This is a genomic window from Kribbella orskensis, from assembly GCF_004342085.1.
GTDB lineage: Bacteria > Actinomycetota > Actinomycetes > Propionibacteriales > Kribbellaceae > Kribbella > Kribbella orskensis.
Genome location: NZ_SLWM01000044.1, coordinates 17,170 through 30,822 on the forward strand (window position 1 = coordinate 17,170; position 13,653 = coordinate 30,822).

Consider the following 13,653-nt stretch of genomic DNA (forward strand, 5'->3'; position numbering starts at 1 on the left):
CCTACGGCCGTGATTCTGCGACGCTGAGAAGTGATGGGGAGAGGGGAAATCATGGCTGGTCGGCGTGGTCTCGTTGCTGGTGCGGTTCTGCTTGCCCTGGTCGTCACCGGTTGCGCCGACGTCGCGGCCGATCCCGGCACGGCGACCCCCTCAAGTTTTTCGCCATCCGAGACGGCAACGCCCAGCCAAACACCATCCAGCAGCAACACGACGCCAAGCGGTACGCCAAACAGCACTCCCACGGTCAAGCCCACTCCAAAGCCGACCGCAAAGCCCAAGCCCAGACCGCCCGCGGCGTACGCGAAGCAGGTCGAGGCCAAGCTCGACGCCCTCGGCTACCCGGTCGGCGACGTCGACGGCGAGATCACCAAGCGCGCGAAGCAGGCCCTCTGCGCCTGGCGCGAGACCAACGGCCTCCCGATCAGCCGCGGCGGTCTCACCTCCGCCGACGTCCGATCGGTGCTGACGGCAACAAAGCGCCCGCCCGCGAGCAGGGAGCCCGGCATCTACGTCAACAAGACCTGCCAGGTGCTGTACCAGGTGGTCGGCAAGACGTACCGCCGGATCGTCTGGGTCTCCACCGGCGGCCCCGGGTACGACACCCCGAACCGCACCGGCAAGGTCTGGCGTAAGTGGGCCGGCGCGCACGAGAGCAGCCTGTACGACGACGCGTACATGTACGACTCGATCTACTTCCTCAAGGACCGCCCGGGCATCGCCCTGCACGGCTCCCGCGTGAACACCCTGATCAAGACGTACCCCGCGAGCCACCGCTGCGTACGGGTCATGCGTCCCCAGATCCACCACATCTTCGCCGAGACGCCCATCGGCACCAAGGTCAGCGTCTACGGCCAGTACTGATCACGGGGCCAGGTCCGTCAGGATCCGATCCGCCTCCGCCACGATCCGCCTGACCAGGACACCGGCAGGGACGATGTCGTGGATGAGCTCCACCGACTGACCCGCAAACGGCAGGGCCTCGTCACCATGACCGCTCCGGATCAACTCGAGCAAGCGTGATCGCTCGGCGTCGTCCACCGAGGCTGGATCGTGCTCTAGCCTGTCGATGAAGTCGGTGCGCAGCGCACGAGGCGCCATCGGTACGCCGAGCTGCGGCAGGGTGAACGGCGGCATCGCCACCTCGCTGTGCGGGACCTTGACGGCATCGAGCGCGCGCGACGACACCAGCCGGTCCTTCCACCCAGCGGAGGCAGCCATCTCGGTGGTGGCAAGGAACCGCGTACCGATCCAGGCGCCTTGCGCTCCGAGTGCCAGAGCGGCAGCGAGTCCCCGCCCATCGGCGATACCGCCGGCGGCGAGCACCGGTACTGCGCCGGCCAGGTCGACGATCGCCGGAACCAACACCAGCGTGGAGATCCAGCCCGAGTTCCCGCCGGCTTCTGTGCCCTGCGCAACCAGTACGTCGGCGCCGGCGGCGAGAGCCACCTCTGCCGAGGCCGGATCGCCGACGGTCTGGAGCCACAGGATCCCGCGATCATGAGCGCGCTTGATCAACTCCGCCGGCACGCCCATGTGGAAGGAGATCGCCTTCGGAGCGGCCTGGAGGGTCGCTGCGAATGTCTCCTCGTTGAAGGGGCGACCTGTGTGGTTGATCGAGAACGGCGCATCGGTCAGCGATCGCAACCGCTGCCACTGAGCCTCCAGTTGCGCCAACGGCAGCACCGCGGTCCCGACACTTCCCAGGCCGCCCGCCTCGCAGACGGCGGCCGCAAGATCAACCTGGTCCCATGGCCCGAACGGCGCCAGCACAATCGGAACCTCGATCCCCAATAGCCCACAAACCCCTGTTCGCATCGTCACTCCCCCAATTCGCCAATCCATCAGTTCTCATCACAGGACCGAGGCCGCCGACAGGCAAGGCCCGAAGCGAGCTGGTCGACCTTCTGGACGGCTCCGTCGAGGGCTGCGCGCACAGTGACATCGGTTACTTGTTGTAACGCATCCTGAAACTCACCGCCGCGTTCCGGCAGTGCCCGAAGTTCACCAGTACGTCGGCCGACGGGAGCTCGGCTACCTTCCAGGCCAGCGGGCTGTCGTTCCCGAACGTCGGTGATCGCACGCTTGCTCTGCGGCTCAAGGCGAAGTCCGGCGGCATCAACCTCGTGATGGACGTCATCCACATCGCGAAGGGCAACAACGGAATCGCACTGATGGTGACCGGCTTCCAGCCGCTGGACGGAGCCGCGCTCGAGGAGTTGGCGAGGAAGGCCGTCGCACGTCTCGACGCGGCCGCCCGCTAGCCGTACTACCCACGGAGTACAGGGCGCAACTGCGCATGCGGTCCGGCTGGTCAGTCGTTGTGGTTGTGCCGGATGCGCTCGATGTGGAAACGCGGGCGCTGACCGCCGACGGATTCCGGTAGACCGGCGAGGAGGTCTGGGAGGGCGAAGGCGTCGAACAGGCTCAGGTCGAAGAAGGCGACAGCATGGATGATTCCTGCTGCGGTGAGCGTCAGGACCTGGATTTGGAATGCGCGGTGCGTGTTGTCGGTCGGGTCGCGCATGTAGACCGCGAAGGCTGGCTGGCCGTTCGCCTCGATCGGCACGAGGACCTGGTCGCCCGGGCCCTTCGCCGGGCAGTGCGTGGAGATCAGCCGTCCGATGTTCTTGGCGCCGCGGAACCACGAGGTGAAAGGCGGCATCTCCCAGACGGCATCGTCGGCGAACAACTCGACAATCGCCGGTACGTCGTACTGCTCGAACGCCTGGGCGTATCGGTCGAGCAGTACGAGTTGATCCGGTCGGGTGTGATCGACAACGTCGCCTGGTCCAGGCTCGAAGAGCACCCTCGCTTCGGCCAAGAGGTCGTCGACCGCTAGCGGGCGGGCTTCGAGCACTTCGGCGACCTCGGCCGCCGGCCATCCCTCGAGGTCGCGCAGGATCAGCACGGCCCGATGCTGCGGCGGCAAGTACTGCAAGGCGGCGATGACTTCCAGCCCGACAGTGTCGCGGCCGCCCCCGACGAGCGCATCGGGAATGGGCTCGAGCCACAGCACTTCCGGCCGCTGGGCGAGCTTGCCCTCCGGGTCACCGCTCGGTCCGGCGAGGCCCGTCGGCAGTGGGCGCCGGCCGATGCGGTCGACTTCAGCGAAACAGGCCTGGGTCGCGAGCCGGTACAGCGACGTCTGCGGAGAGGTTGGTTCGATCAGACCGTGGAAGTCTGCGCGTCGGAAGACGTCCCTGGACACCGTCTCGGCGTTGCGCACCGAGCCGAGCATGCGGTAACAGTGCGCGAGCAAGTCCCGCCGGAGCGAATCGGCGCGGAGGTCATCACTGCCGTGGTCTGCCATGGCTACTGCTTCTGCTGATTCCTCGATTCAGAGCCTGGTCCGAATCTACGACAGTACGACGACGTGGGGCGACTGCCTCAGCCGGTAGGCCAGTCGCGGTGGTCCCGTTGCAGGGAGTCGATGGTGGTTGCGAGGCGGAGGGTTGCCATGTCTTCGAAGCGGGGGGCGGCTATTTGGAGGCCGATGGGGAGGCCGTCGGAGGACCATCCGCAGTTGACCGTGGCGGCGGGGTGGGTGGACATGTTGTACGGGACGGTGAAGGCGATGTGTTCAAACGGCTTCAGGGGGTCGTCTGTGGGGTAGGCGAGTTCTGCGGGGAAAGCGGTGATGGGGGCGACTGGCGAGATCAGGAAGTCGTAGGACGCGAAGGCGGCGTTGACCGCGGTGGCCATGGCGGCCATCTGGTTGTGGCCGTGGAAGACGTCGAACGCGGTCAGGTCGGTGGCGGTGGAGACCCAGCGGAGGATCTCGGGGAGGACCTTGGCACGGCGCTCTTCGGGAAGGGCGTTGATGTCGTACGCCGAACGGACCCGCCAGAAGCGATCGAGGCCATCCAGCATCTCGCGGGTGATGATCGGGGCGATCGGTTCGACGATTGCGCCGGCCTTTTCCAGGAGGGCTGCTGCGGCGGAGACGGCGGCGGTGACCTCGGGGGCCACTGGTAGGCCGAGGCCTGCGTCTAGGAGCAGGCCGATGCGGGTGCCTTCAATGGGGCCAGGCTCTGTGAACGTGTCCGAGATGTGCGGGAGCGACGTGGGGTCGCGGCGGTCGGGGCCGGTCATGATGGTCAAGGCGAGCGCGGCATCGGCCGCAGTACGGGCTAGTGGGCCGATTGCTCTGCCTGGGTAGGGGTTGCCGACTGCTACTCGGCCGTGGGTTGGTTTGAGGCCGACTACGCCGCACCAGCCGGCGGGGAGGCGGATGGAGCCGCCTATGTCGGTGCCGATGTGGATTGGCCCGTACCCCGCTGCGGCGGCTGCGGCGGCGCCTGCGCTTGAGCCGCCTGGCGTACGGGTCGTGTCCCATGGGTTGCGCGACAGGTGGTGGAAGGTGGAGACGCCGGACGAGAGCATGCCGTATTCGGGCATCGTGGTCTTGCTGAAGATGACGGCGCCGGCCGCGCGGAGACGGGCCGCGGCGGGAGCGTCTTCGGTTGCTGGGATGAGCTCGGTCGCGGCTGTGCCTTGCGGTACTGGGGTGCCGCGGGTGGCGATGTTTTCCTTGATGGTGATCGGTACGCCGTCCAGCGGGCCGGCTGGGTCGTTCCGGAGCCAGCGGTGCTCGGATTCGCGAGCGGCCTCGCGAGCTGCCGTGGGATCGAGGGCGTAGAGCGCGCAGAGTTTGGGCTCGAGCGACTCCACCCGGGCGAGCACGGCCTCGGTCACCTCGACCGGCGAGAGCGAGCCGTCCCGGTAGTGCGCCAGCAGATCCGTGGCGGTCAGATCGGCGAGGTTCTCAGTCATCCGCAGCTCCAGACGGTCTTCAGGTGGTCGGCTTCAGGTGATCGGTTCCGGGGCGGCTCAGGTGGTCGGCCGGCTCAAAGGGGTTAAGGACGTTAGTTCGGCGGGTCGAAGCGGCCGTCGACGGCGGTCCAGCCTCCGTCGACATGGAGGACGCTGCCGGTGACGAACGAGGATGCATCCGAGGCGAGGTAGACGACCGCACCGGCTAGTTCGTCGGGAGTCGCCCAACGGCCGAGTGCCCCCTTCTGCGCATAGGCGTCGTACCAGGCCTGGTTCGCCTTGATCTGTGCGGTGAGCGGGGTCTCGACGACGCCGGGAGCGATCGCATTCACCCGTACTCCGCTGGGGCCGAGCTCGGCGGCGGCAGTTCGCAGGAGTTGGACGAGGCCGGCTTTGGTTGCCGCGTACACCGATTGGCCTGGCTCGACGGTGGTGGCGCGGATCGAGCTGAATCCCATGATGCTGCCGCTCCCCCGCTCCGCCATCGGTCCTCCGAACGCTCGGATCAGATCGAACGACGCCCGCAGATTGAGCGCGACAACCCGATCGAACTCCTCGCCGGTGTAGTCGAGGATCCGCTTCCGCACATTGGTCGCGGCCGTGAACACCAGTACGTCGACGTCCTGCAGCTCGGCCGCCGCACGGATGATCGCGTCCTCATCGAGAACATCAACTCTGTACGCCGTAAGGTGTTCGCCACGCGAGACGGTTTCCTCGGCCGCGGCGAGATCCCGGTCGGCACAGGTGACGCGTGCTCCCTGTGCCGCCAGGGCCAGGGCTGACTCGCGCCCGATCCCGCTCCCGGCGCCGACGACGACCGCGTGCTTGCCGTCGAGCCGGAACAACTTCGAGTAATCCCGCTCCATCAGTGCCTCCTCGTTCCCCGTGCCGGCGCGGCTGACGTTGATGTGTTCGAGGGGCGCGTGGGCATGGGCATGATTACGCGTGCCGGGGTGTCGGGCGGATGATCGCCATCCGGGTGGTGGTGAGTTCCTCGATGGCGAAGCGGGGTCCTTCACGACCGGTACCGGAGTCCTTCACGCCGCCGTACGGCATCACGTCCGAGCGGAACCCGGGTACCTCGTTGATCACCACTCCCCCGACGTCGAGCCGGTCGATCGCGTCGAAGGCGGTCTCGAGCGAGGACGTGAAGACGCTGGCGTGGAGTCCGTAGCGGGAGGCGTTCACCGTACGGAATGCGGTAGCGATGTCGGGCACGGAGCGGATCGCAATCACCGGCCCGAAGATCTCCTCGTCCCACGCCAACTGCCCGTGCGGAAGGTCCAACAACACCGTCGGCCCGACGATCTCTGGGCTCGTCGAGCCGTCGGCGGGTGAGGTGTCGGCCGGCGCGGTGTGGCCGGGCGAGGGGGTGGTGGGGTGGGCGAGGGTGGCGCCGGCGGTTATGGCGTCGTTGATCCAGGTGTTGACGCGGTGGGTGGAGCGGTCGTCGATTAGGGCTGAGACTCGGGTTTCTGGGTGGCGGGGATCGCCGACGATTAGCTGGCCTAGGCGCGGGGTCAGTTCGGCGAGGAAGGCTGCGCGGGCGGATTCGACGACGATGACCCGCTGGACGCTGATGCAGGCTTGGCCGGAGGCGTAGTAGCCGCCTCGTACTGCGGCGTCGGCCGCGGCTGGGATGTCCGCGTCGGCGGCGACGACTAGTGCTGAGTTCGAGCCGAGCTCCAGGAGCACCTTCGTGGGGGCAGCGTCGCGGGCGATCTGGTGGCCGACTGCGGCTGAACCGGTGAAGGAGACTGCGCCGATTCGTGGGTCGGTGGTGAGGGTGGAGCCGACGTCTACTCCCCCGGTGACCAGTTGCACGGCCGATATCGGCCCACCAGCGGCAGCAAGTGCCTCGCGGACCAGGTGGACAAGCCAGAGGGTTGCGAGTGGGGTTTGCGGGGCGGGCTTGACGATGATGGGGCAGCCGGCGGCGAGGGCTGGGGCGATCTTGTGGGCCGCGAGCAGGAGCGGGTAGTTGAAGCCGGCGATGCCGATGACTACCCCGATCGGCTTGCGGACCCAGAAGCCCATCAGGCCGTCACCGCTCGGGAGTAGATCCAGCGGGACTGTCTCGCCGTGGAGGCGGGCGACTTCTTCAGCGGCGGTTTCCAGCGTGAGAAGAGTCCGTTCGACCTCGACGCGGCAATCGACGAGCGGCTTGCCGGTCTCCAGAACCAAGAGATCAACAAGGGCGTCGCGCTGGCCGCGGAGAGCGGAGAGCGCTCCCTGGAGGGCTGACCTGCGGACATGCGAAGGCAGGCGACCGACCTCGGAACGCACAGAGAGCGCGTTCTCAAGAGCCTGCCGAGCCAGGTCCACATCCCCGACGGGCGCCTCAGCAACCACAGACCCGTCGTACGGGAAGTGCACGGGAGCTGTTGAAGGTGCTGCCATCCACTCCGCGCCGATCGGTAGGCCGGTGGGGAATGGGAGCTTGCCCGGCTGAGACTGGTCGGCGGGTTCGGGTGTCGTCGTGGGTTGCTGATGCGTCATGCGAGGGCTCCCTTCGGCGGGTCGGACGGGCTGCCTGACAACAGGTCTGCCGTGGTGGCGCCGGCGAGAGCGCGAGGCAGGGTCGGGATGGAGGAAACGAGGCGGCGGGTGTACGGGTGGGCCGGAGCGGCGTAGACGTCGCCGGTGGGGCCGGTTTCGACGATCTCGCCGGCGTTCATCACGGCAACTCGATCGCAGACGTGCTTGATCACCGAGAGGTCGTGGGAGACGAAGACCAGGGTGAGGTTGAGTTCGTCGACGAGGTCGGAGATCAGGTTGAGGACCTGGGCGCGGACGGAGACGTCAAGTGCGCTCACCGGTTCGTCGGCGATGAGGATGCGTGGACGCGGGGCCAGGGCGCGGGCGATGGAGATGCGCTGGCGCTGGCCGCCCGAGAACTGGTGCGGGTAGCGGTCGCCGGCGTCCGCGGACAGGCCGACGGCTTCCAGCAACTCGCGAACACGCTCTCCCGAGGCGGGATGCCCTTGTACTACGAGGGGTTCGGCGATGATGTCGCGGACTCGCATGCGCGGGTCGAGCGAGCTCATCGGGTCCTGGAAGACGAGCTGCAGGTTCTCGCGGAGGAAGCGGAGCCGCCGTTCCGGCAGGTGGGTGATGTCGGTGCCCTCGACAACGACCTGGCCGGAGGTGGCGCGGTCGAGCGCGGCGATGATGCGCAGCAGGGTGGACTTGCCACAGCCCGATTCGCCGACGATGCCGAAGCGTTCACCCGCCTGTACTTCGAGGCTCACCCCGCGCAGCGCGTGGACGACGGGAGCCGGGCGCAACAGCGACGTACGGGGGCGCGGGTAGTCGCGCACGACATCGACCACCCGGATCGCCGGATCGGCGACGGAAAGGTCCGAGGAGCGGCGGTTGGCCATGGGGTCAGGCATCGGCTGGCTCCAGGGCTGGGGCGGGGTGGTGGCAGGCGAAGCCGCGTGAGGCCGTGCCACTCCACGGAGGGGCCGTTGCGCAGATGTCGGTCGCGTGAGCGCAGCGAGTGCGGAACACACAACCGTCGGGGAACTGGCCGGCTGCCGGCACATTGCCCGGGATCGTCGGCAAGCGACGGTCCGCTGATTCGAGGTCGGACGCCGCGATGAGGCCTTGCGTGTACCGGTGGCGTGGAGAAGTGAACACCTCGTTCACCGGACCCGATTCCACGATCCGCCCGCCGTACATCACCAGCACGCGTTGGCACACAGTCGCCACCACCGCCAGATCATGGGTGATGAACAGCAGAGCCGACGAGCGATCGGTGACCCCACGCACGATCAGATCGAGCACCATCGCCTGCACGGTCACGTCGAGCGCCGTGGTGGGCTCGTCGCAGATCAGCAATGCAGGATCGTTGGCCAAGGCAAGAGCCAGAACCACTCGTTGCCGCTGGCCACCAGACAGCTGATGTGGATAGGCGCGCAGAACGTCAGGCAACTGCACCCGCCCGAGCAGTTCAACGGCAGCCGCACGAGCCGCACGCCGACCGGGCACCGTGTCGTGGATCAGCATCGCTTCAGCGACCTGATCCCCCACGCGCATCGTCGGGTTCAAAGCGGTCATCGGCTCCTGGAAGACCATCGCCAAATGCCGCCCGCGGACGCGAGACATCCGCCGCTCGTCAGCACCGAGCAGCTCGTGATCGACCCCGGCCAACCGCACCGAACCAGCAGCGTGCACATCCTCCGGCAGCAGCCCCATCACGCTGAGAGCAGTCAGCGACTTCCCAGACCCCGATTCGCCGATCAGCCCGACGCGCTCCCCCGGATCCACCGTGAACGAGACGTCCTGCACGAGTGTCTTGTCCCGCACAGTCACGGTCAGGTCTTCAACAGCCAGAACAGAGTTCATCGCCGATCCTCCAGCTTCGGATCAAAGCGATCCCGCAATCCATCACCCAGCAAGTTGAAGCCCAGCACCGCCAGAGCAATGGCAAGTCCCGGGAACACAGCCAGCCGCGGCGCACTGAAGAGGAATTCCTGGCTCTCCTGCAGCATCCGTCCCCACGAAGGCGTCGGCGGCGGAGTCCCATAGCCAAGGAAGGAGAGCGCAGCCTCAGCCAGTACTGCGATCGCAAACGACACGGAAGCCTGCACGGTGATCAGGCTCGCCACATTCGGCAGCACATGCCGCACCGCGATGGGAAACGGCTGCCGCCCAGCAGTCCGCGCGGCCAGCACATACTCCGTCCGCATCACCTGCAACGCACCACTACGAATCACCCGCGCGAAGCTCGGAATCGAAGCGATGCCGATGGCAATCATCGCCGTCAACGTGCTCGCCCCGAAGACCGCCCCGAACATGATTGCCAGCAGCAACGCGGGAAATGCCAGCAACAGATCGTTGGCCCGCATGATCACCTCGCTGGGCGCCCGCCGCGTCATCGCCGCGAGGATCCCCAGCGGTACGCCGATCACCGCCGCCACCCCGACCGCCACGATGCCGACGAACAACGTCGTCCGCGACCCGACCATGATCTGGCTCAGCACGTCCCGGCCGAACTTGTCGGTACCGAACCAGTGGGACCACGACGGCTTGAGAAGACGACTGGCCGGATCCACGAGCGTCGCGTCGTACGGGGTCCAGACGAACGAGACCAGGGCGGTGACCACGATCAGCAGAACGATCACCCCGCCGGCCACCAGGCTCGGGTTCAGCCTCCTCATCGAGAACTCACCCGCAACCGGGGATCCAGCGCGACGTACAGGAGATCGACGAGGAAGTTGACGACCAGGACCGCGACCACCAGCACCATCACGACGTCCTGCACCAGTAGCAGATCCCGGTTCGAGACAGCGTCCAGCAGCAGGCTGCCGAGCCCCGGGATGACGAAGACCCGCTCAACCACAACGGCTCCGATCAACAGCGTCGCGAGCTGCAGTCCGAGCACGGTCACCACCGGCACCGCCGCGTTGCGCAGACCGTGTCGCCACAGAGCAGGGAACGGCCGCAGTCCCTTCGCTCGCGCGGTCCGCAGGTAGTCCTCCCGCAGCACCTCGAGCACAGCACTGCGGACGTACCGAGTCAGTACCGCGCCCTGCACCAGGCCGAGCGCCAACGCCGGAAGGATCAGTTGCTGCAAGAACATCCCGGGATCCTCAGCCGGTGGCGTCCATCCGTTCGCGGGCAACCAGCCCAGCTTCACGGCGAACAACGTGATCAGCAGGATGCCCGCCAGAAACGCAGGCACGGCCACACCGACCTGCGACAGCGCGGACAACAGCAGCCCGGACATGTGCCGATGCCGCGCAGCCATGATGGTGCCGGCCGGAACTGCGATCACCAGCGCGATGATCATGGCCGCCACCACCAGCCAGAGCGTCACCTGGAACCGGTCGATGATCTGGGGCCCGATCGCAGCCTTCGACACGTACGAGATCCCGAAGTCGCCCCGCAGGAGTCCGCCCAGCCAGTCGAGGTACTGCGTAGGCAGCGGCCGGTCCAACCCGAACTGCTCGCGAAGCTGTGCGACGGCCTCCTCGGACGCGTTCACGCCGAGCGCGACCCGCGCCGGATCACCCGGGAGCACTGCCATGAACGCGAACACCAGCACCGAGCTGACCACAAGGCTGACCAGGAGCACCGCGGTGCGCTCGATCAGGCGGATGATCATCGGGTCCTCTCGGTGGGCAGGTCAGGAACGCGCGAGGCGGGACAGGTCGAAGGACTCCGTGATGGCGTTCTGCGGCAGGCCGGTGATGTCCTTCTCCGCGACCATCAGGTTCGGCAGCAGGAAGAGCCAGTCGCCGGCCGCCTGCTCGGACAGCCGCCTCGCGGCCTTCTTCAGGTCCGCGACCTGGGTGGCCTCGTCGCCCGCGTCCGCCGAGGCGAGCAGTGCCTGCAGCGTGGGGTCGTCGTACCGGGTGTAGTACTTCGCGTTGAAGACGGCGCCGAGGTCGCGGGGTTCGACGTGCGCGATGATCGACATGTCGTAGTCCGCGTTCTTGAACACGGTGGTCAGCCACGCGGCCGGGAACTCCAGCTGGTCGATGGTCACCTTCAGCCCGGCCTGCTCCAGCTGGCTCTTCACCACCTGGCCACAAGAGGTTGCGTAGGGCAACGTGGGCAGCCGGAGCCGGAGCGAGGCGCCGGTGGCACCCGCTGCCTGCAGGAACGACTTCGCCTTCGCCAGGTCGTACGGCGCGACGCTGGTCAGGTCCTCGTACCACGGGTCGGTCGGCGGCACCATCGAACCGACCAGCTTGCCGCGACCGGCGAAACACGTGTCCAGCAAGGCCTTGTGATCGATGGCCTGCCGGATCGCCTGGCGGACCCGGACATCCTTGAAGACCGGGCGCGAGTTGTTGAACGACAGCAGCACCTCGCCGTTCGTGGTGCCCTCGATCACCTGGTACTTGTCGTTGCTGGTGAACTGGCTGAGGGCCTCCGGCGCCTGCACCGTGCCGACCACGTTGATCGTGCCGGTCAGCAGCGCGTTGTTCAGCGCGGTCGGATCCTTGAAGTACTTCAGCGTGACCTGGTTGAAGAACGGCTTCGTCCCCCAGTAGGCGTCGTTGCGCTGCAGCACGATCGAGTCGCCGCGCTTCCACGAACCCAGCTTGTACGGGCCGGTGCCGACCGGGTCCGTGGCGAGCTTGTCGACGCCGGTCTGGGAGAACATCGCGCCGATCCGGGTGGTCATCCGGAACAGCCAGTCGTTGCTCGGCTTGGCCAGGGTCACCGTGAGCTTGGTGGGCGAGTCGGCCTTCGCGTTCTGGACGACGTCCATCGCGGCCTTCAGCGAAGTCGTCCACTTGGTCTTCACCTGGTTGATGCTGAAGACCGCGTCGGCGGCGGTGAACGCGGCGCCGTTGGTGAACTTCGCGTTGTCCACCAGAGTGAAGGCGTAGGTCTTGCGGTCCGGCGAGACGGTCCACGACTTCGCCAGGTCCGGCACGATCTTCCCGGTCTCGTCCTGCTTGACGAGTCCGTTGTAGACGTTGCCGAGCAGCGCCTGCGGGATCGCGGCGCCGTCCGTGGTGGTGAAGTCGAGGCTGGCCGGCTCGGCGACCAGGCCGATCGAGAGCGACTGGTCGGCGCTCGGGGACGAGCCCGACGACGTACTGGAGCCGGCCGAGCAGGCCGTGACGACCAGGAGTCCGGCGGTTGCGAGCAGCGCGACCGCTCGGGTGGGATACGACTTCACGCGAACTCCTCTGGTGCCGCCGGCTGTTGCCCTCATTCGCCGCATTTTGCCTGTCCATCGGTGCGGCCACGCCATCGGATCGCCGATGACCGTGCCAGAGTCAGCTGGTCAGACCAGTGGACTAGGTCTCAATAGGCCACTAGGTTTGTCGCTACCGAACGGACTGTCAAGCGATGGGGGCCCGAGATGGCGAAGGGACTGCGGTTCCAGCCCGTGCAGCCCGTCCGCGCCTACCAGCGGATCGTCGAGCAGATCGAAGAAGCGCTCGTCCGCGGTGACCTCGCCCCCGGCCAACGACTCCCCAGTGAGCGGGAGCTCGTCACCCAATTCGCGGTCAGCCGGTCGACCGTGCGCGAGGCGCTCCGGGTGCTGGAGAGCAACGGTGTCGTCCGTTCCCGGCCGGGCGATCCGAACGGTCCGGAGATCCTGCCGTTCTCCGCCGGGCCGCTGCGCAAACAGATGACCCGGCTGGCGCGCGTGGACGAACTGACCCTGAGCGAGCTGATCGCGTTCCGGATGATCATGGACGGCGCGGCGATCCAGCTCGCGTCGCGGTTGCGTACGCCGGAGCAACTGGTCGAGATGGAGCAGACCCTGGTCGCGATGCGCGAGGCGATCGAGGAGGACTTCGATGCGTTCAGCGAGGCGGACGTGGCGTTCCACGACGCCGTCGCCCGGGTCAGCCGCAACTCGCTGATCCAGACCTGCAACGAGGTGGTGCGCGGCGTCGTACTGGGGTTGATCGCGGACAAGGTCACGCACGCCGCGAACAGCCGCGCGTTGATGCTCGAGTCACTGCAGCACCATGCCGAGGTGGTCGAGGCGATCCGAGCCGGCGACGGTCACGCCGCCGCCCGGATCGCCCGCCAGAACCTCTACGACTACTACGCCAGCTACGTCCCGGCCCCGGAACGAGAACCCCTCCGAGCCCTGATCGACGACTAGCCACCCGGCCGGTGGTACCGCGGCCGCACCGGCCGCTCGTACGCCGGCCGCGGGCCCGGCTGTTTCGCGACGGCCACTGCCGGGCTGCTCGACCGCTAGCGGTTTACACGGTGCCAGCCGCCACATAACCCGCCAGCACCGGCCGTACCGCGGGAGCTCCGGCCGCGCCACGTCGGTGGCTGGCGGGTTGCTCGACCGCTGGCGCCCTACAGAGCCTGTTGAGAAATGGGTGTGGCGGTGGTGTGGGTCACCGGGTGGGCGTTCGAGTATTGGGTATGGCGAATTCGTAT

At 67.3% G+C, this 13,653-nt stretch carries 14 protein-coding genes; 3 read left to right on the plus strand and 11 right to left on the minus strand.

What is annotated here, in order from left to right; all coding sequences use genetic code 11:
• The first annotated feature begins 51 nt into the window (after positions 1 to 51).
• Positions 52 to 861 carry a L,D-transpeptidase family protein gene (locus EV644_RS42975; RefSeq protein WP_132197398.1) on the plus strand — a complete coding sequence of 270 codons (810 nt, stop codon included), beginning with the start codon at positions 52 to 54 and terminating at the stop codon, positions 859 to 861.
• On the opposite strand, the gene EV644_RS42980 is transcribed toward EV644_RS42975, so the two are convergent.
• Together EV644_RS42980 and EV644_RS47430 are read right to left on the minus strand one after the other, a co-directional pair.
• Positions 862 to 1,815: an NAD(P)H-dependent flavin oxidoreductase gene (locus EV644_RS42980; RefSeq protein WP_132197396.1), complete on the minus strand. Its 954-nt coding sequence runs from the start codon at positions 1,813 to 1,815 to the stop codon at positions 862 to 864. It abuts the gene before it with no gap.
• Between the two features lie 130 nt (positions 1,816 to 1,945).
• Entirely contained in the window at positions 1,946 to 2,080 is a 135-nt protein-coding gene (locus tag EV644_RS47430) for a hypothetical protein (protein WP_255511484.1), read from the minus strand.
• 46 nt (positions 2,081 to 2,126) lie between these two features.
• On the opposite strand from EV644_RS47430, the gene EV644_RS47435 reads away from it, so the two are divergent.
• Positions 2,127 to 2,261, plus strand: coding sequence for a hypothetical protein (locus tag EV644_RS47435; protein ID WP_255511483.1), 135 nt, complete (start codon positions 2,127 to 2,129; stop codon positions 2,259 to 2,261).
• A 50-nt stretch (positions 2,262 to 2,311) separates the two neighbouring features.
• Here the strand turns inward: EV644_RS47435 and EV644_RS42985 are convergent, their stop codons facing one another.
• The 9 genes from EV644_RS42985 to EV644_RS43025 all read right to left on the minus strand — a co-directional run bounded on the left by EV644_RS42985 (position 2,312) and on the right by EV644_RS43025 (position 12,418).
• Positions 2,312 to 3,310: an RNA polymerase subunit sigma-70 gene (locus EV644_RS42985; protein ID WP_132197394.1), complete on the minus strand. Its 999-nt coding sequence runs from the start codon at positions 3,308 to 3,310 to the stop codon at positions 2,312 to 2,314.
• A gap of 77 nt (positions 3,311 to 3,387) precedes the next feature.
• Positions 3,388 to 4,773: an amidase gene (locus tag EV644_RS42990; RefSeq protein ID WP_132197392.1), complete on the minus strand. Its 1,386-nt coding sequence runs from the start codon at positions 4,771 to 4,773 to the stop codon at positions 3,388 to 3,390.
• Between the two features lie 92 nt (positions 4,774 to 4,865).
• Complete coding sequence (locus EV644_RS42995; protein ID WP_132197390.1) at positions 4,866 to 5,639, minus strand: SDR family NAD(P)-dependent oxidoreductase; 774 nt, start codon at positions 5,637 to 5,639, stop codon at positions 4,866 to 4,868.
• Between the two features lie 73 nt (positions 5,640 to 5,712).
• Positions 5,713 to 7,272 carry an aldehyde dehydrogenase family protein gene (locus EV644_RS43000; RefSeq protein WP_132197388.1) on the minus strand — a complete coding sequence of 520 codons (1,560 nt, stop codon included), beginning with the start codon at positions 7,270 to 7,272 and terminating at the stop codon, positions 5,713 to 5,715.
• Entirely contained in the window at positions 7,269 to 8,168 is a 900-nt protein-coding gene (locus EV644_RS43005; RefSeq protein WP_241999439.1) for an ATP-binding cassette domain-containing protein, read from the minus strand. Before EV644_RS43005 ends, EV644_RS43000 begins: the two co-directional genes overlap by 4 nt.
• Positions 8,161 to 9,123, minus strand: a complete 963-nt coding sequence (locus EV644_RS43010) for an ABC transporter ATP-binding protein (RefSeq protein WP_132197386.1) — start codon at positions 9,121 to 9,123, stop codon at positions 8,161 to 8,163. Before EV644_RS43010 ends, EV644_RS43005 begins: the two co-directional genes overlap by 8 nt.
• A complete protein-coding gene (locus EV644_RS43015; protein WP_132197384.1) occupies positions 9,120 to 9,938 on the minus strand; it encodes an ABC transporter permease in 819 nt (272 codons plus the stop codon). Before EV644_RS43015 ends, EV644_RS43010 begins: the two co-directional genes overlap by 4 nt.
• A complete protein-coding gene (locus EV644_RS43020; protein ID WP_370451560.1) occupies positions 9,935 to 10,879 on the minus strand; it encodes an ABC transporter permease in 945 nt (314 codons plus the stop codon). Before EV644_RS43020 ends, EV644_RS43015 begins: the two co-directional genes overlap by 4 nt.
• Before the next feature lie 27 nt (positions 10,880 to 10,906).
• Positions 10,907 to 12,418, minus strand: coding sequence for an ABC transporter substrate-binding protein (locus EV644_RS43025; protein ID WP_132197380.1), 1,512 nt, complete (start codon positions 12,416 to 12,418; stop codon positions 10,907 to 10,909).
• Between the two features lie 186 nt (positions 12,419 to 12,604).
• Between EV644_RS43025 and EV644_RS43030 the strand changes: the two genes are divergently transcribed.
• Positions 12,605 to 13,363, plus strand: coding sequence for a FadR/GntR family transcriptional regulator (locus EV644_RS43030; RefSeq protein ID WP_132197378.1), 759 nt, complete (start codon positions 12,605 to 12,607; stop codon positions 13,361 to 13,363).
• Positions 13,364 to 13,653: the final 290 nt, after the last annotated feature.